Origin of the sequence: Nocardioides endophyticus (assembly GCF_039543845.1) — a bacterium.
GTDB classification, from domain to species: domain Bacteria; phylum Actinomycetota; class Actinomycetes; order Propionibacteriales; family Nocardioidaceae; genus Nocardioides; species Nocardioides endophyticus.
In genome coordinates this window covers 345114-362035 of sequence record NZ_BAABKN010000005.1, presented here as the reverse complement: position 1 = coordinate 362035, position 16922 = coordinate 345114, and the positions used below count along the sequence as shown (strand labels likewise).

Annotated in this window: 16 protein-coding genes and 1 pseudogene; 12 read left to right on the top strand and 5 right to left on the bottom strand. The window is 67.7% G+C overall.

Annotated elements, in window-relative coordinates; translation table 11 throughout:
* Window positions 1–81 precede the first annotated feature (81 nt).
* The 8 genes from ABEA33_RS04070 to ABEA33_RS04035 are packed head-to-tail and all read left to right on the top strand — an operon-like array spanning window position 82 to window position 9486.
* Window positions 82–1677: an ABC transporter substrate-binding protein gene (locus tag ABEA33_RS04070; RefSeq protein ID WP_345525308.1), complete on the top strand. Its 1596-nt coding sequence runs from the start codon at window positions 82–84 to the stop codon at window positions 1675–1677.
* On the top strand, window positions 1674–2681 hold the full coding sequence (locus ABEA33_RS04065) for an ABC transporter permease (protein WP_345525307.1): 1008 nt from the start codon (window positions 1674–1676) through the stop codon (window positions 2679–2681). The genes ABEA33_RS04070 and ABEA33_RS04065 overlap by 4 nt, the downstream gene beginning before the upstream one ends.
* Window positions 2678–3550 carry an ABC transporter permease gene (locus ABEA33_RS04060; protein WP_345525306.1) on the top strand — a complete coding sequence of 291 codons (873 nt, stop codon included), beginning with the start codon at window positions 2678–2680 and terminating at the stop codon, window positions 3548–3550. The genes ABEA33_RS04065 and ABEA33_RS04060 overlap by 4 nt, the downstream gene beginning before the upstream one ends.
* Window positions 3547–5379 (top strand): dipeptide ABC transporter ATP-binding protein, encoded by a 1833-nt coding sequence (locus ABEA33_RS04055; protein ID WP_345525437.1) that lies wholly within the window; start codon window positions 3547–3549, stop codon window positions 5377–5379. The genes ABEA33_RS04060 and ABEA33_RS04055 overlap by 4 nt, the downstream gene beginning before the upstream one ends.
* Window positions 5380–5425: 46 nt before the next feature.
* Window positions 5426–6223, top strand: a complete 798-nt coding sequence (locus tag ABEA33_RS04050) for an alpha/beta fold hydrolase (RefSeq protein WP_345525305.1) — start codon at window positions 5426–5428, stop codon at window positions 6221–6223.
* A 58-nt stretch (window positions 6224–6281) separates the two neighbouring features.
* Window positions 6282–7538: an FAD-dependent monooxygenase gene (locus tag ABEA33_RS04045; RefSeq protein ID WP_345525304.1), complete on the top strand. Its 1257-nt coding sequence runs from the start codon at window positions 6282–6284 to the stop codon at window positions 7536–7538.
* Window positions 7505–8812 (top strand): Glu/Leu/Phe/Val family dehydrogenase, encoded by a 1308-nt coding sequence (locus ABEA33_RS04040; RefSeq protein WP_345525303.1) that lies wholly within the window; start codon window positions 7505–7507, stop codon window positions 8810–8812. The genes ABEA33_RS04045 and ABEA33_RS04040 overlap by 34 nt, the downstream gene beginning before the upstream one ends.
* 41 nt (window positions 8813–8853) lie before the next feature.
* Window positions 8854–9486: a DUF1275 family protein gene (locus ABEA33_RS04035; RefSeq protein ID WP_345525436.1), complete on the top strand. Its 633-nt coding sequence runs from the start codon at window positions 8854–8856 to the stop codon at window positions 9484–9486.
* A gap of 55 nt (window positions 9487–9541) precedes the next feature.
* Here ABEA33_RS04035 and ABEA33_RS27355 read toward each other — a convergent pair.
* Window positions 9542–9770: pseudogene (locus tag ABEA33_RS27355) on the bottom strand (IS1634 family transposase); the annotation flags it as partial.
* 668 nt (window positions 9771–10438) lie between these two features.
* On the opposite strand from ABEA33_RS27355, the gene ABEA33_RS04025 reads away from it, so the two are divergent.
* Window positions 10439–10882 carry an STAS domain-containing protein gene (locus ABEA33_RS04025; RefSeq protein ID WP_345525301.1) on the top strand — a complete coding sequence of 148 codons (444 nt, stop codon included), beginning with the start codon at window positions 10439–10441 and terminating at the stop codon, window positions 10880–10882.
* A 55-nt stretch (window positions 10883–10937) separates the two neighbouring features.
* Here the strand turns inward: ABEA33_RS04025 and ABEA33_RS04020 are convergent, their stop codons facing one another.
* Entirely contained in the window at window positions 10938–12761 is a 1824-nt protein-coding gene (locus tag ABEA33_RS04020) for an ATP-dependent metallopeptidase FtsH/Yme1/Tma family protein (protein ID WP_345525300.1), read from the bottom strand.
* A 209-nt stretch (window positions 12762–12970) separates the two neighbouring features.
* Window positions 12971–13411: an Hsp20/alpha crystallin family protein gene (locus tag ABEA33_RS04015; protein ID WP_345525299.1), complete on the bottom strand. Its 441-nt coding sequence runs from the start codon at window positions 13409–13411 to the stop codon at window positions 12971–12973.
* A gap of 84 nt (window positions 13412–13495) precedes the next feature.
* Here ABEA33_RS04015 and ABEA33_RS04010 point away from each other — a divergent pair, with 84 nt between their 5' ends.
* The 3 genes from ABEA33_RS04010 (at window position 13496) to ABEA33_RS04000 (ending at window position 14471) form a co-directional block, all read left to right on the top strand.
* Window positions 13496–13792 carry a MerR family transcriptional regulator gene (locus ABEA33_RS04010; RefSeq protein ID WP_345525298.1) on the top strand — a complete coding sequence of 99 codons (297 nt, stop codon included), beginning with the start codon at window positions 13496–13498 and terminating at the stop codon, window positions 13790–13792.
* Between the two features lie 45 nt (window positions 13793–13837).
* A complete protein-coding gene (locus ABEA33_RS04005; protein ID WP_345525297.1) occupies window positions 13838–13972 on the top strand; it encodes a hypothetical protein in 135 nt (44 codons plus the stop codon).
* Window positions 13973–14108: 136 nt separating this feature from the next.
* Window positions 14109–14471, top strand: coding sequence for an STAS domain-containing protein (locus ABEA33_RS04000; RefSeq protein WP_345525296.1), 363 nt, complete (start codon window positions 14109–14111; stop codon window positions 14469–14471).
* 305 nt (window positions 14472–14776) lie between these two features.
* Here the strand turns inward: ABEA33_RS04000 and ABEA33_RS03995 are convergent, their stop codons facing one another.
* Window positions 14777–15943 carry an alpha-hydroxy-acid oxidizing protein gene (locus tag ABEA33_RS03995; RefSeq protein ID WP_345525295.1) on the bottom strand — a complete coding sequence of 389 codons (1167 nt, stop codon included), beginning with the start codon at window positions 15941–15943 and terminating at the stop codon, window positions 14777–14779.
* 21 nt (window positions 15944–15964) lie between these two features.
* Window positions 15965–16909 carry a GlxA family transcriptional regulator gene (locus ABEA33_RS03990; protein ID WP_345525294.1) on the bottom strand — a complete coding sequence of 315 codons (945 nt, stop codon included), beginning with the start codon at window positions 16907–16909 and terminating at the stop codon, window positions 15965–15967.
* Between the last annotated feature and the right edge of the window lie 13 nt (window positions 16910–16922).

The following is a 16922-nucleotide window of genomic DNA, read 5'->3' as shown; positions in this document are numbered from 1 at the left end:
GATTGGATGCAATACTCTCCAAATTGCGTTTCATGTTGATGCCGGAGGGGATGTCTCCGGTCTGACCGAAGGAACCGAACGATGAAGATGTCCCAGATCTTGGCCACGCGTCGACGAGTAGCCGTGCTGGTGATCGCGCTCGTCTCGACGCTGGCCTTAGCGGCTTGCACGTCCTCAGCATCGGACGAGGCGGCGGACGATGGCGATCTCAACCTGATCGTTCCTTCGGCGCCTGCGTCGTGGGACACGCGGCAGACTGGGTCGCTGACGCTGGCCGCCCAACTGCTGGTCAACGAGCCGCTGATGACCTACCAGGCCGACGGCGCAGTCGTCCCCAATCTCGCCAGCGCGGTGGCGAACCCGTCGCTGACCGTGTACGAGTACACGCTCGCCGAAGGCATCACGTTCTCCGACGGCAGCCCACTCACCGTCGAGGACGTCAAGTTCTCCTACGAGTTGCACAGCGCCGCCGACTCCACGTCCTATACCGCGGCCGCGTGGTCGCAGGTCGAGAGCATCGAGACCAGCGGCAACGACAAGATCGTCATCACCCTGAAGGCCCCGGACCCACAGTTCCGCTACACGATCGCCAAGGTCGGCATCGTGAGCAAGGCTTACTACGACGAACACGGCGACGCCGTCGGCACCCCCGATGTTCCACAGATCGGCACCGGCCCGTACCTGTTCGACCGGTTCGTGCCACAGTCCGAGACCACCCTCGTCCCCAACCCCGACTATCGCGGCGAGAAGCCGCGATTCAAGAGCATCACGATGAAGGTCGCCAAGGATGACGCGGCTCGCGTGGTGGCCCTCCAGACAGGCGAGTTCGACGGGGTCGTGAGCCCGCCGCTGAGCCAGATCGCTTCATTCGAGGACCTCGACGGATTCACGGGGCAAGAGGCGCCGGACTTCGGGCTGTACCGGATCAACTTCGACACCAAGAAGGCCCCGTTCGACGACGTCCACGTGCGCAAGGCCATCATGCACGCGACCAACCGCCAGGCGCTCGTCGATGGCATCTTCGCCGGCCAGGCGACCGTGGCCCCGACACTGGTTCCCGAGTCGATCATGGCCGCCGCGGGCGATCCCGCCGAAGTCAAGCAGGCCTATGTAGAGCTGGAATCGGACCTGGCATTCGACCTCGACGCCGCGCGTGCCGAGCTCGAACAGTCAAGCCGGCCCGACGGCTTCGACCTGGAGATCCCGGTCGACCAGGGCGATCCGAGCCAGTCGCTCATCGCCCAGACCATCGGGCAGGACCTGGCCGAGATCGGCATCAACATCACAGTCAAGGCCATGGATCAGCAGGGTCACGGTGATGCGGTGTACTTCAAGCACACGGCCGACGGACTCTCGATCGACTCGTGGAACGGCGGCACACCTGATCCGCTCAACATTCCGAAGAACACCCTCCTTCCGGGCCTCTTCGGAAACGTGGCGCAGTACGACAACCCGGAGGTCACAGAGCTGCTCGATGCGTACCAGGCGCTCGACGTCGAAGACCCGACGCGGGTCCCGGTATTGCTGAAGGCACTGTCGATCAGCGGTGACGACCTGCCAATGGTGCCCCTGTTCACCCCGAAGGTCTTCGCCTTCTTCAAGGACGGCATGGAGCTGAAGAACTTCGACACCTTCTGGTACATGACGCGCTGGACCGACAACCTCACCACGTCATGAGCCTCGACATCACGACGACGGAGACCACCGATAAGCCGTGGTTGATCTCCCCACTGGCCAGGATGATCCTGCAACGCCTCGTTGCAGCAGTAGTCGTGCTCTTCGTCGTCACAATCCTGATCTTCGCCTTCATCCACGCGGCCCCGGGTGGCCCGGAACAGGCGATCGGCGGCCGTGAGGCGACACCGGAACTGTTGGAGTCCATCCGTGAGGAGAACCACCTCAACGACCCGCTCTGGCAGCAGTACACAACTTTCGTGACCAACCTGCTGCACGGTGACCTGGGTACCTCGTACACGCGCCGCGAGCCCGTCTCGACCTCGATCGCGACGGCAGCGGGGGTGACGCTCCCGCTGCTCCTGGCCACGTGGGTCTTGTCCACTGTGATCGGTGGCGCGCTGGGCCTGTACACCGCACGCAGACAAGGAAGCCGCGCCGATCGCGCCGTCATCGGATTCACCGTGGTCGGTGCGAGCTCGCCGGTCTTCGCGACCGGCGTCCTTCTGTCATACGTGTTCGGGGTCAAGCTCGGGTGGCTGCCCACCCTTGGTTCTGGCGATGGCGGCATGGACACCGTGAAGCACCTGATCTTGCCGGTGCTGACGACGACCATTGTGCTGATGGCCTCGACGACGCGGTTCGCCCGGGTCCGGTTCGGGCAGGTGCTCGAGGAGGACCAGGTGACATTCGCAAGGTCCAGGGGCCTCTCCTCTCGATACATCGTCAAGACCGTCGTTCTGAAGAACTCGGGCGTCCAAATGATCACCCTCGCGGGTGCCGTCCTAGTCGCCATGACCGGCGGGCTCGTCGTCGTGGAACAGGTGTACGGCCTCCAAGGCATTGGGACGCTGCTGATCACCGGCATCACCATGCGCGACATCCCGATCGTCCAGGGCGTGACGCTCGTCATCGCACTGATGGTCGTCGTGATCAACCTGGTCGTGGACGTCTTGTGCTTCGTGATCGACCCCAGGTTGCGCAAAGGTCTGGAGGCGACATCATGACCGACGCCAGCGCTCTGACCGGCGGGCGGATCACGCCGTGGCGCCGCTCCGCCAGACGACTCAAACTTCCGGTCGCAGTGGGGATCTCTGTGCTGTTCATGGCCCTCGCGGTGATCTGCGTGATAGCGCCGTTCGTAGCTCCTCACGATCCGACGTTCATCGATCCGACGAAGTCCTTCCTGGGCCCGAGCCTTGATCATCCTCTCGGCACCGATCAGCTCGGGCGCGACATCGTCTCCAGGATCATCGCGGGTGCCAGGACAGCGGTCCTCGCCCCCCTCGCTCTAGCAGCAGGTGCGGTCCTTCTCAGCACGGTGCTCGCGGTGCTTGCGGGGTACACGGGCGGCCGCATCGACGCGGTCATCGGCCGAGCCAACGACATCCTCTACTCGATCCCGTCGCTCACCGTGGCGATCGTGATCGTCGGCGTCGTCGGCGGGGGTTTCACACTTTCGATCGCGGTGCTGATGGTGTTCGGCCTCCCCGGCAACATCCGCCTGCTGCGTGCCGCGGTCCTCGAGCGGGTCAATCTCCCCTACATCGAGGCCGCCAAGATGTCGGGACTCTCGACCCCCCGCATCCTTCTGACCCAGCTCGTCCCCGCGATCAGCCCCTTGATCGTGACCTCGTTCTTCCTTCAGGTCACCTTCGCGATCGTCGAGCTGTCGTCTCTGTCATTCCTCGGGCTCGGCGTCGCGCCCGGATCTCCGGACTGGGGTCTCATGCTGGCCGAGAACCGAGCAGCACTGTCGTCGAACGTCTGGGCCGCGGCCGGACCTGCTTTGTGCCTGGTGGCTCTCGCGGTCTCCAGCAACCTGATCGGCGACTGGCTCTACACAAGATACGAGAAGGCAGGTCGGTCACGATGACACAGGCTCAGAGCACGACTCCGGCACTGCCCGCAATCCGCGCGAAGGGGCTCAGCGTCTTCGGCCACCGGGGTGGACAGCCGGTATCGATTGCCGATGACGTGAGCATCCATGTCCGTCCCGGCGAGTCCATCGCGATCGTGGGGGAGTCGGGCAGTGGCAAGTCCATCACGGCGAGAGCCATGCTCGACCTGCTGCCGCAGGGACTGGATGCGAAAGGTGTCGTCGAGCTGGCTGGTGCTCCGCTCGCCGGCCTCACCCGTCGCCAGGCGCAGAGACTGCGCGGGGGCGAGCTGGCGTTCGTCATGCAGGACCCCTTCACAATGCTGAACCCGATCAGCCGCTGCGGTGAGCAGATCACGGCCAAGCTCCGTGACGAGAACGGCAAGCGCCTCTCGAAGAAGGCACGCAGGGAGCAAGCGCACATCCGTCTGGGAGAGGTCGGGATATCCGATCCTGCCGTCGCTGACAGATACCCCTTCGAGCTGTCGGGGGGCATGCGGCAGCGAGTCGCGATCGCTGCGGCTATCGCGGAGAACCCCCGGGTCCTGATCGCGGACGAACCCACGACGGCGCTGGACGTCACAACGCAGAAGGAGATCCTCGAACTCCTCAGCAAGCTTCGCGACACTCACAGGCTCGGGTTGATCCTGATCACGCACGATCTGCGCGTGGCCTTCTCGGTCTGTGACCGGGTCTACGTAATGTACGCCGGGGAGATCATCGAGACCGGCCGACCCGACGACCTGGTCGGCGCCCCTCGCCATCCCTACACCGCCAACTTGATCGAGGCGGACCCTCCGATCGATCGCCGCCTCGGGAGCCTGGCGAGCATCCCCGGCTCGGTGCCGGCGCCGGGTTCGCGGCCTTCGGGATGCCGATTCGCCCCACGGTGTCAGTGGGCCGCACCCGAGTGCGAGGCCACGCACCCTTCGCTGGAAACCTCGTTCTCGGGCCACGCGGTGCGGTGTGCGAGGGCGGACGAGATCGCGACTGATCTGGTCGCGGATCTGCATCGCCACAGGCAGACGGTGCTCACGCCTCTGCGCGTTGACGACGGATCGGTTCCGGTCATCAGTACGCGAGCCGCCCGCCGGGTCTATGGCGCCAAGGTGGCTGTGGCGAGTGCAGATGTGGACGTCTATCGCGGTGAGAGCATCGGGCTGGTCGGCGAATCTGGATCGGGCAAGACCACGTTGGCGCGCATGATGGTGGGCCTCACCCGGCCGACATCGGGCTCGATCCGAGTGGCCGGCGTCGACCTGGCCGCAGCTCGGGTCTCGAAGGGCGAGTGGGAGACGGTCCGCTCGACAGTCCAGATGGCGTTTCAGGATCCCTACTCGACACTGAACCCCCAACGATCGGTGGGATCTGCCTTGCGCGACGGGCTCCGACTCACGGACAAGTCGTCGGTCCCGCGTCGCATCGACGAGCTCCTCGAGCGCGTGGGCCTGGCGTCCAGCTATGCACGCCGCATGCCTGCCCAACTCTCGGGCGGCGAGCGTCAGCGCGTCGCGATCGCCCGAGCTCTCGCGCGCAATCCCCAAGTCGTCGTCTGCGACGAGGTCGTGTCGGCTCTCGACGTGTCGGTTCAGGCGCACATCCTCAACCTGCTGCGGGAGCTGCAGAGCGATCTCGGCCTGGCCTACGTGTTCATCACCCACGACCTCGCAGTCGTGCGGCAAGTCACGGACCGCATCTACGTGCTCAAGGACGGGGCGATCGTAGAGCAGTCCACGACCGAGAAGGTCCTCGACGATCCCCAACACGACTACACGAAGCGGCTGATCGGCTCCATCCCCCATGTCGAGTTGATGACCCCGCGATGACGTCACCGTTGAAGGCAAGACCTAATCACCCCAAGGAGAAGAACGTATGACCACGCAAGGCCCGCAGAGAGTCGCAGTCGGCTCGATGGAGGTCGCCTATACCGAGTCGGGCGAGGGCGAGCCGCTGATCCTGGTGCACGGGGGCGAGAGCGACCGCACCCAGTTCACCGCCCTGCGACGGTTCTTCGGGGACGGCATTCGCGCCATCTCGTACGACCAGCGCGACACAGGCGACACGGCCGGACCAGACGATCCGTACACGATCGACGACATGGGCACGGACCTGGCTGACTTGGTCTTCGCGCTCGGCTACGAGCGCGCACACCTGCTTGGCACCTCATACGGCGGCATCGTCGCGATGCATGCGGCCCTGGACTACCCCGAGCGATTCAGCAGCCTCTCGCTGGCTGCCTGCGCGCCCAACGCCGAATTCGGCGGCCCCGGAATGGCGACATTACTCAAGCTCGATCCACAGGAGCGCAGGTCATTCATGGTCGACATGCTCATCACGACCCAGGGGCAGATCGACAACCCTGGACTCCTTGACCGAGCCCGCAGCGTCCTGGCCCCGAGGACACCGGAGCAGAACGCCCGGCGCATGGAAGCGGTCGCGACACACGACGTCCTGGACCGCCTGGTCGACCTGGATGTGCCGACCCTACTGATTCACGGCACCGACGACCCCCTGATCGTCGTGGAGGCAGCACACGAGATGGCCAAGCGGATTCCGAACTCACGCATGGAGCTCATTGAAGGCGGACGTCACGGAATCGCGACGGAGTTTCCTCAGCTGGTGGGAGGGGCCGTGCGCGAGTTCGTACACAGCTACCCCACCACGCGATGAGCCGCCACCAGCCCAGCGGTGCCGACCCGACCACTGCCGACACCTCGACACGGAGAAGATGATGAACCAGGCAACACCTCGAACAGTCCTGATCTCCGGCGCCAGCATCGCCGGACCGGCGCTCGCCTTCTGGCTACACCGCTACGGATTCGACGTCACGGTCGTGGAGCGCGCCTCGGCAGTCCGAGGCGGCGGCTACAACATCGACATCCGTGGTGCCGCGGTTGATGTCGTCAAGCGCATGGGCGTCTACGACGAGCTGGAGGCAGTGCGTACCCCACCGCAGACCATCAAGTTCGTCGACAGCGCAGGGGACGAGGTCGCCTCGATCAACACCGTCGACTATGTGAGTCAGGTCAACCCCGATGATCTGGAGATCGCACGGGGCGAGGTCACCAAGGTGCTGTATGCGCACACCAAAGACGATGTGACCTACGCATTCAACGACTCGATCGACACGCTCGACATGCACGACGGTGGCGTCGACGTGACCTTCACGAACGGAGAAGCGCGCACGTACGACATCGTCGTGGGCGCCGACGGCATTCACTCGAACACGCGCCGACTGGTCTTCGGTGAGGAGAGTAGGTTCAGCCGCTACCTGGGCTACACCGTAGCGATCTTCACCGTCGACGGCGGACTGTCCTCAGGGGCTCAGCAGTCCACGATGTACAACGTCCCGGGGCTGACGGCGGCATTCGGTCAGGTGACACCCGACGGCCCTGCGCAAGCGTTCTTCGCCTTCAAGCAGGACGATCCGGATGCGCTGCGGGAAGCCGACTTCGAAGGGCAGTGCGATCTCGTGGCGCGCGCCTATCGCAACGAGGGCTGGCGGATCCCCGAGATCGTGGCTGCCATGCGTTCGACCGACGACCTGTACTTCGACAGTGTCGGTCAGATCCGGATGGAGGAGTGGAGCAAGGGTCGCGTCGTGCTGGTCGGAGACTCGTGCTTCGCCCCCGCATTCCTGTCAGGCCAGGGAACGAGCATGGCGCTCATCGGCGCGTACTGCCTGGCCACGGCTCTCGCAAACAACACCGATCACACCGCCGCGTTCGCCGAGTACGACCGCTCGTGTCGAGACTTCATGGTCAAGTCGCAGGATCTGGCACTCAGCGGCTCGTTGACGGTGCTGCCCGCGACCCAGGAGGCGCTTCTCCAGCGCAACGAGGTCTTGCGGACGCTCGCGAGTCGCAAGGAAGCCGGCGGGGGTGGGGAACTGGGGGCCGCGACCCGCGAGGCCTCGAACGCGATCATCCTCCCCGAGGCGGCCGAGGCCGCGTGGCCGCGTCGAGCGGCGAGCACATGGCGCTGACGGTCTCAGAGGACAGAGCCACCCAGGGCTCCGGTTCGCAGGCACTTGCGAACGCGCAGCGCCAACTGGCCACGGCTGCCCGTGTGGTGGGGCTCAGCGAGGGTGCCCACCAGATGCTCGCGCGGTCGCGACGCGAGGTGCGTGTCAGCATCCCACTGCGACGAGACGACGGGTCAGTCGAGGTCCTGACTGGTTTTCGGATCCAGCACAACGTGTCGCGCGGCCCCGGCAAGGGCGGGCTCAGGTTCAGCCCGCAGGTGTCGCTCGACGAGGTCCGGGCCCTCGCGATGTGGATGACCTGGAAGTGCGCCCTGATGGATGTTCCCTTTGGCGGGGCCAAGGGCGGGGTCGTCATCGACCCGCGACTCTACTCAGACGCCGAGCTGGAGCGCATCACCCGGCGCTACATCAGCGAGTTGCTTCCGGTCATCGGACCCGAGAACGACATCCCTGCACCTGACATCGGCACGGATGAGCGAACGATGGCGTGGATCATGGACACCTACTCGGTCAGCGTGGGTGCCACCGTGCCCAGCGTCGTGACGGGAAAGCCGATCAGCGTCGGAGGGTCACTCGGACGGGCGTCGGCAACTTCGCGCGGGGTTGTGCACGTAGCCCTTCGTGCGCTTGAGCACTTCGGTCTCCAACCGGCGGCGTCCACCGCTGCTGTGCAGGGATTCGGCAAGGTCGGCTCGGGCGTCGTCGAGTTCTTGAGCCAGGCTGGTGTCACAGTTCGGGCGGTGAGTGACCAGTACGGTGCGATCGCGAACCCCAGGGGCATCGACTCCCAGGCCCTGCACGAGCACGTCGCCGAGACCGGCACTGTCGTCGGATTCGCCGGCGCCACGCCGATGGACGCCGCGCGGCTCCTCGAGCTCGATGTCGACCTCCTGGTGCCAGCTGCAGTGGAGGGGGTCATCCACGCCGACAACGCTCCGCACATCCGCGCGCGCCTCGTGGTCGAGGGGGCCAACGGTCCCACCACGACCGCAGCCGACCAGATCCTCGAATCCAAGGGCGTCGCCGTCGTGCCCGACATCCTGGCGAATGCGGGTGGCGTCATTGTGTCGTACTTCGAATGGGTGCAGGGCAACCAGTCGTACTGGTGGTCTGCCCACGAGGTCGACGAGCGCTTGAGGGAGCGCATGCTCGGCGGCTGGGAACGGGTTCTCACGATGAGCCACACGCGATCCCTCTCGCTGCGCGACGCAGCGACCGCGACAGCCGTCGGACGAGTCGCGGAGGCCCACGGCCTGCGCGGGTTGTACCCCTGAACACGAGATGGGGCGGGCCCGACCGACGCCCGGTGGGTCTCATGCTCGCGTTGACGTTCTCGACGGGCATCATCGATGCGGTCGGATACCTCGGGCTCGACCGGGTGTTCACGGGCAACATGACCGGCAACGTCGTGATCATGGGCATGGCCATGGCCGGAGGGGACGGACTTCCTGTCCTGGGACCAACACTTGCGCTAGTGGGCTTCATGCTGGGCGCCGCGGCTGCAGGTCGGGCGCTCAGAGGAGGGCACCCGGGGTGGAGCTCCCGCACGACGCGACTCCTGCTCGTGGTGGGCGCCATGATGGCCGGTGTGTCGGTGACCCTGTTCGCCGTCGGCGACGACCTCACCCAAGCCGGCGGCGTGGCCGTCACGACCGTCCTGGGAGCCGCGATGGGACTCCAAGCGGCCGCCGCCCGTGTCGTCGCGGTCAAGGACGTCACGACCGTAGTCGTGACCTCGACCATCACCGGACTCGCGGCCGACTCGGTCTTCGGCGGCGGGATCCCAGGCGGAGGCGTCCGACGAGTAGCTGCGGTCGTCCTGATCCTGGTGGGCGCCGGTGTCGGAGCGCTTGCCATCACCTGGCACCTCGGCGTCGGGCCAATGATCTGCGCCGTACTGACGGTGGCGGTGGCGGTGGCGGGCCGCGGGCTGGCAAGGACTCCCTGACCTCGACCCATCGATGGGCCGGGCGCTTGGTGGAGTCGGCCCACGCTGCCCGTCACGAACCGGCATGCTGCTCTCGACCTCCCGGCGGTTCTTCGAGGTGATGGGTGTCGAGCAACTGGGCGTCGGTGGACGCGTCACCGTGCCGACGGATGTGGAAGGCAGGGCGATGGGCGCCTTGGTGACACAGAGCCGACGATGAACCGCAGACCGGCGTCGTCGATCTCGTTCAGGTTGGTGGTCAACAGCATCCCGGCGGCAGCGACCATGTCACCCAACCTGTGGCGCGGCAAGGAGTCGGTGGTCGCTGGGTGGTCCAGTCCCAGGTCGCCGGCGGCCAGCGTGCCGGCGCGACGACGGAGGAGCTGGTTGTGATCAGGGCGCTGAAGGCCGAGAGCCGTCGGCTGCGCGAGGACGTCGGGATCCTGCGCGGGCAACAACTTTCCTTGTCGGGGCAAGATCTGGTCGACCAGTCCCCTCGAGCGCGTCAACAGGGAGATCAAGCGCCGCAATCGAGAGCGGCGAGTAGGGCACCGAGGATCCCTCAAAGCCCACTACCCAACGGGGCTCTGTCCGATACAAACCGGTCGTGACCGTTCTTGCTTTGCCTCAGCGGATGATCCGGGTGCATGCGGGGCTTCGCGAAAGACGTCTTCGTTGCGCCTATCGTCCGATAGCTGCACGGTAGTCGGCTACCCAGCGGGTTCGAAGTAGCCGCGAACCGGACGTGACCATGCTCGGTCGGTGCCATCGTGGCCGATGCCCGGAGGTTACTGCTCTGGCGGCCGCCGCGTCCGCTCGGGTCGGTGACCGCTCAGGCACGGTGGCGGCTGCGCCGCGTCGCCGACTCCCCGTCAGGACGGGCATGTACTCCCGCGCGGGAAGGGGTCATGATGGAGGTTCCAGTGGCCGAGCCCCCGCCATCGAGCGCGTGACGATGATCGAGGGTTCGATGATGAGTGCGGAGCCGGTGAACGGCCGTGGCGTGGCCGCAGTGGTCGACCTGTGGGCCCGGCGAGCGAGCGAAGCCGTGCCGTCCGTGGCCGTGCGCGTGCATCGGTCCGGGTCCTGGACGGTGGTCGAGGTCGAGGGCGAGATGGACGTCCAGGTCGTCGCGCTCGTCGCGGACCTGGTCGGCGTCGACACCACACGGGTCGTCTTCGACCTGCAGCGGGTGACGTTCATGGACGCCGCCGGCTTGAGCGCGGTGGGCGGCAGCATCCGGCACCGGGCGATGGGGGCGGGCGGGAGCGTGCGTCTGGTCGCGCCCTCCCGAAGCGCGCGGAGACTTCTCATGCTGGCCGGATGCGCTCGTGTGTTCCCGGCGTTCGACTCGCTCGAGGAGGCGATGTCCGCCCCGCTGGGCACGGGCTCGACCCGGAGTGCTCGGGGCCGGTGACGAACGTCGGGCCGAGCCGAGGTGGGTCTCGCCTCGCCAGCTGGTCGGCGCGTGCCTACGGGACTGCGGTGGACGTGCGCTGGGCACCGAAGATCGCGGCGATGTCGGCACGCGACAGGCTCTCGTGCTCGAGCAGTGCCTCGGCGATCGCGCGCACCAGGTCGGCGTGGGCGTGCAGCAAGGCCCCGGCCTCGTGGTGTGCGTCGCGCAGCAGCCGGTCGACCTCGAGGTGCACCCGCTCGGCGACGGCACCGCCCATGCGGACCGTGTCCGCGGCGACGACTGCGTAGCCCAGGCTGCTCATGCCGTGCTGGGTCACCATCGTGTACGCGAGGGCGGAGGCAGCGGCCAGGTCGCCGTGCGCTCCCTGGGTGTACTCACCGTCGAGCAGCAGCTCCTCGGCCGCTCGGCCCGCCATCGACACGCACAGGCGGGCGTGTGCCTTGCGCCGGGTCAGGAACTGGTCGTCGGATCCGCTCATCCAGGTGACGCCGCCGGCTGCGCCGCGGGGGACGATGGACACGCTGACCGGGTCGTCGGCTTCCGGCTGCACCAGTGCGGCGACTGTGTGCCCGGCCTCGTGCCAAGCCGTGATGAGCCGGTCGTGCTCGGTGACCAGGGCCGAGGTGCGGGCGCGACCGAGCGTGACGGTGGCGACCGCCGCGTCGAAGCAACCGCCGTCGACGACGGTCACCGACCGTCGCGCTGCCTCGAGGCGGGCCTCGTTGACCACCTGGGCGAGGTCGGCGCCCGTCATGCCCGGCGTACGACGGGCAAGCAGGGTCAGGTCGACGTCCGGGCCGAGCTCCTTGCCACGGGTGTGGACGGCGAGGATCGCTTCGCGGCCGCGTCGGTCGGGTGCGGGGACCTGGATGACCCGGTCCAGTCGTCCCGGTCGGGTCAGCGCGGGATCGAGGACGTCGTAGCGGTTGGTCGCGGCGAGGACCACGATGCGTACGTCGGACGCGAAGCCGTCCATCTCGCTGAGCAGGGCGATGAGGGTGTTCTCGCGCTCCGACTCGCCGCCATGGCTGGGCCCGTTGCTGCGGGTGCGGCCGACGGCGTCGATCTCGTCGATGAAGATGATCGCCCCGCCGGCCCTCCTCGCGCGGTCGAACAGGTCGCGTGCCCGCTTGGCGCCGACACCGGCGAACGTCTCGACGAAGTCGGACCCGGCGAGGGCGAAGAACGGCAGTCGTGCCTCGCCGGCCACGGCACGGGCCAGCAGCGTCTTGCCGGTGCCGGGTGGCCCGACCAGGAGACCTCCGCGCGGGGCCTTCGCGCCCAGGGCGATGAAACGGTCGGGGGCCTTGAGGAGCTCCACCAGCTCTCTGAGGTCGTCGATGGCCTCGTCGCAGCCGGCCACGTCCGTGAAGCGGTCGTCGGGGACCTCTCCGATCTGCTGGCCGCGCTTGCCGGAGAACTTCCCGATGCCCCCGGTGAGGACCCGCGATCGAGCCAGCCAGATCAGTAGCCCCACGATGACGAGGAGGGGGAGTAGTGAGAGCAGGACTCGGCCCACGACCGATGGCGGCTCGGGGGCCGTGGTCTCGACCAGGACATCGTGCTGGAGCAGGAGCTTCGTCAGGCTGTCGGAGTACGCGTACGGATAGTGCGCCGACAGCACGCTTCCGTCGTCGAGGGTGATGGTCACGGTGTTCTCGCCGTCGTACAGCTCCGCGCCCTTGACGTCGCCCTGCTCGATGGCGGTCACGACCGTCGACAGCGGCGCGACGGCCGGCTCCGGAGGGTCCGACCTGCCGAAGAGAAGCGAGCCTCCCAGGCTCCCGAGGATGATGACCAGCGTGATGACCTTGCCGGCGTGCGGCCCGTACCTCTTGAACGGCTGCGGACGGCGGCGTTCGGAAGTCCTCGTCATGCGCGACACCTCATCCGAGCCATCCGCCCAGCCTTCTGTTCGATGGGTGTCCGCGTCATACCCACAACGGGTGAAGGTGAACCGCTGTGCGCGACCTCGACGTTCTGCGAGCGGCAACCCCGGGGACCCGCTCGCCTGCGTAAGGGCGGTTCCCCCGGGGTCTCGTCGTCGCGCGCTCGCCCACCGTCGAACGGAGGGCGAGCGATGGGTCAGGCGTGGATGGCAGCCGGACTGTCGCTGCGGTCTGCCGTCGGGCCCAGCCCGACCTCGATCTTGCGGGGCTTCGCCTTCTCCGCGACCGGAACCACGAGTCGCAGCACGCCGTCGGCGTAGCCGGCTTCGATGTGCTCCAGATCGAGGTTGTCCCCGAGCACCAGCTGGCGGCTGAACACGCCGCGCGGGCGCTCCGAGGCGAGGGACTCCCAGTCGCCGTTGCGAGCCACGCGCTCGGCCCGGATCGTGAGCACATTGCGTTCGACGTCGAGGTCGATGCTGTCCCGGGCCACACCGGGGAGGTCGAACTCGATGACGAAGCGGTCACCTTCGCGCCACGCGTCCATCGGCATGACCGCGGGGCGGTTCGTAGTGCCCAAGACCTGCTGAGCCAGGCGGTCGAGGTCACGGAACGGGTCGGTCGTACGGATCAGCATCACATGTCCTCCTGGTTCATCGCGCCAAGGACCTCAACATCCTTGGACCTGTACTGACGGTTACAGGTTTTATATAGTCAATCCGTGAGCCCGAGTCAAGAGGAGAAGCGCACCCGAAGTCGCGGCGTGTTCGCGATCTCGGTGGCCGCGCAGATGGTGTCGATGGAGATCCAGAACCTGCGCGTCTACGAGCGCCGCGGCCTTGTCGCGCCCGACCGCACGCCCGGTGGATCGCGCCTGTACAGCCCCGACGACATCGATCGGCTCCACCGCGTGCGCGAGCTCCTCGCCGAAGGGCTCAACCTCGCCGGCATCGCGCGCGTCATCTCCCTCGAGGATCGGGTGCGGGTCCTCGAGGAACGTCTTCGCCGTCGCGGCTGAACCGACAGAGACTCACGGGCCTCCGATAACGATTTTGGGGCGCCGTTGCCGATCGGTTCCTACGACCCGCTCAGCGTCCGGAGGTTCTTCATGCTGCACGGGTCGAAGGTTGCCAACTACATCGCAGGGCCGGCTTCCAACGACTTCCCCGACCTCGGATCGATCGGAGCGGTCAGCTGAGCCGGCCGTCTTCCACAGCCCTCTCTTGGGGTGAGGCAGCGACCCGCTTCCGACGGGTAGCGTCAGGACCAGCCCAGATCTCGGACCCCGACCCCCGGTGTCCCGGCCTCGGTTGATCACCACCCTTGGATGTCGCATGGCGTTCTTCTCGGCAGTCGCTCTCCTCCCGCCTCAGGCTCACCTGGTCCTCACGGGTGAGTTCGACACGTTCGCGGCCCGGACCCTCCGCTTCCGGCTCGAGCAGGCGATCGATCGCGGGTGCATCGACATCGTCGTCGACGCGAGCGCCGTCTCGTTCGTCGATGCCGGTGGACTCGGCATGTTCGTGGGTTTGCGCAACTCGGTCACGCCGTACGGCGGGAGCGTCACGGTCGCCGCGGCGAGCGACCGCTTCCTCCGGGTTGCGGAGCTCGCAGGCCTCCGGACCACGTTCGACCTGGACCTGCTGGCCGGCGACCCCGGCGAGACGAGCCGGCGCAGCAGTGCGAGAGCGAGCTGAGGCGTACTCGCACCGTTTGGCTTTCCGGTCACGGGGAACTGTTCCTGTGCGCCCAAAGGCGCGCGGGACGCGGCCCTCCGGTGCCTGACCCAGGTCCGGTCGACGGCGTCTCGATCCAACGAACGGACGGAATCTCGCCATGTTGTGGACCATCCTCATCATTCTCGCCATCGTCGCCCTGGTGCTCTTCATCCTCGGTCGCGTCCGCGGAGGACGCGGCGCCTGAGCCGCGCGGTTCCACCTACGACGAAGCGGAAGGCCCCTCGCCGCGCGCGGTGAGGGGCCTTCGCACGTCCAGCAGAGCGTCAGGCCTGGATCCGGACCAGGACGTCCCGGGTGAGCTCGGCGATGCTGGCGTAGCCGTTCAGACCCATGGTCAGGTCGGCTTCGGCGAGCAGGCACGAGAGCACGAACTCGATCCCGGCGGTGCCGCCCAGCACGGCGCCGTACCCGTAGGGCCGCCCGATGCCCACCGCGGTGGCCCCGAGGGCGAGCGCCTTCACGATGTCGGCCCCGGAGCGCACGCCGGAGTCGAACAGCACCGGCAGGCCCTCGGCGGCGTCGACGACCGCCGGCAGCAGGTCGAGAGCCGGGGCGCTCGCGGCCTGTCGTCCGCCGTGGTTGGAGCAGTAGATGCCGTCGACGCCCGCGTCCTTGGCCCGGCGTACGTCGTCGGGGTGGCAGATGCCCTTGAGCAGCAGGGGCAGGTCGGTGAGTCCACGCAGCCACGCGAGGTCGTCCCAGGTCAGGGTCGGGTTGCCGAAGGTCAGCGCCCACTGGAACGCGGCCGCGGCCGGGTCCTCCCCGGGCGGCGCGGCCAGCCGGGACCTGAAGACGGGATCGGAGGTGTAGTTGGCCAGGCAGGCGCCGCGCAGCTGCGGGAAGGTCGCGTGCTGGAGGTCGCGGGGTCGGTAGCCGAGCGTCCACGTGTCGAGGGTGACCACGATGCCGCGGAAGCCCGACGCCTCGGCGCGACGGACGAAGCTCTCCGCCAGCTCGCGGTCGTTGGGCGTGTAGAGCTGGAAGAAGCCGGGGGTGCCCCCGAGCGCTGCTGCGACCTCCTCCATCGGGTCCTGCATCAACGTCGACGCGACCATGGGTACGCCGGAGGCGGCCGACGCCGCAGCGGTGGCGAGGTCGCCGTGCTCGTCGTCGGTCATCACGCCTAGCACGCCGATGGGAGCGAGGAAGATCGGCGCCCGCAGGGTGTGGCCGAAGAGGTCGACCGACAGGTCGCGGTCCGCCGCTCCCGACAGCATCCGCGGCAGGATGCCCCAGCGCTCGAAGGCCGCGACGTTGCCGCGCTGGGTGTGCTCGTCGCCCGCGCCGCCGGACACGTAGTCCCACAGCCGGTGCTCCATCGTGTCTCGGGCGGCGGCCTCGAGGCCCGTGAAGGTCAACGGGTACGCCGGCGTCTCGCCGGCCAGGCCTGCGAAGTAGAGGCCGGTCTGGAAGTCCGCGTAGTTCGCCATGGCGGCCATCCAACCACCGCCTCAGCCCACCCGGAACGTCGCGCGGTACGCCGTCGGCGTCACTCCCACCGCACGGTGGAAGTGGCGTCGCAGGGTCGCGGCGGTGCCCATCCCGCAACCGGCGGCGACCTGCTCGACGGAGGCGTCGGTGCGTTCGAGGAGCTCCTGGGCTCGCGCGATGCGCTGCTGGTGGAGCCAGTCGAGCGGGCCCGCCTGGACCTCGCTCTGCATGCGACGGGCGAGCTGCCGGGTGCTGAGACCGGCGTGGCCCGCGAGGTCACGCACGGTGAGGGCCTGATCGAGGCGGGCGTGTGCCCACTCCAGCGTCGGTGCCAGGCCGTCGGGGCTCCGGGGCTCGGCGGGCGGCGTGATGAACTGCGCCTGCCCGCCCTTGCGGTGGGCGGGGACGACGAGCTGTCGCGCGATCCCGTTGGCCGCCGAGGCGCCCAGATCGCGGCGCACGAGGTGGATGCAGAGGTCGACCGCCGCGGTCTTTCCGGCAGACGTGAGCACGTCGCCGTCGTCGACGTAGAGCACGTCTGCCCGCACGTCGATCTCCGGGTAGCGGCGGGCGAGGTCGTCGGCGTGCATCCAGTGGGTCGTCGCGGGCCGGCCGTCGAGGAGGCCGGCTGCCGCCAGCACGAACGCGCCGGTGCACAGGGATGCGACCCGGACCCCACGCCGGTGCGCGTCGCGCAGCGCCAGCACCAGGTCGGACCTCGGGTCGACGTCCAGGTCGTCGGTGGAGGGCACGACGACGGTGTCGACCCGTGCGATCTCGGCGTACGACGCGGTCGGCAGACCCGGCAACCAGGGATGCTCGGCGCCGTCGACCGTGCAGACCACGAGGTCGTACCACTCGCCGGTGGGGGACAGGTCCGACCGGTCGACGCCGAGGATCTCGGAGGCGATCGCGACCTCGTAGAGCATCGGGAACTCGGGCATGGCGAGGGCGATCCGGGGCATGTCTGAAACTGTA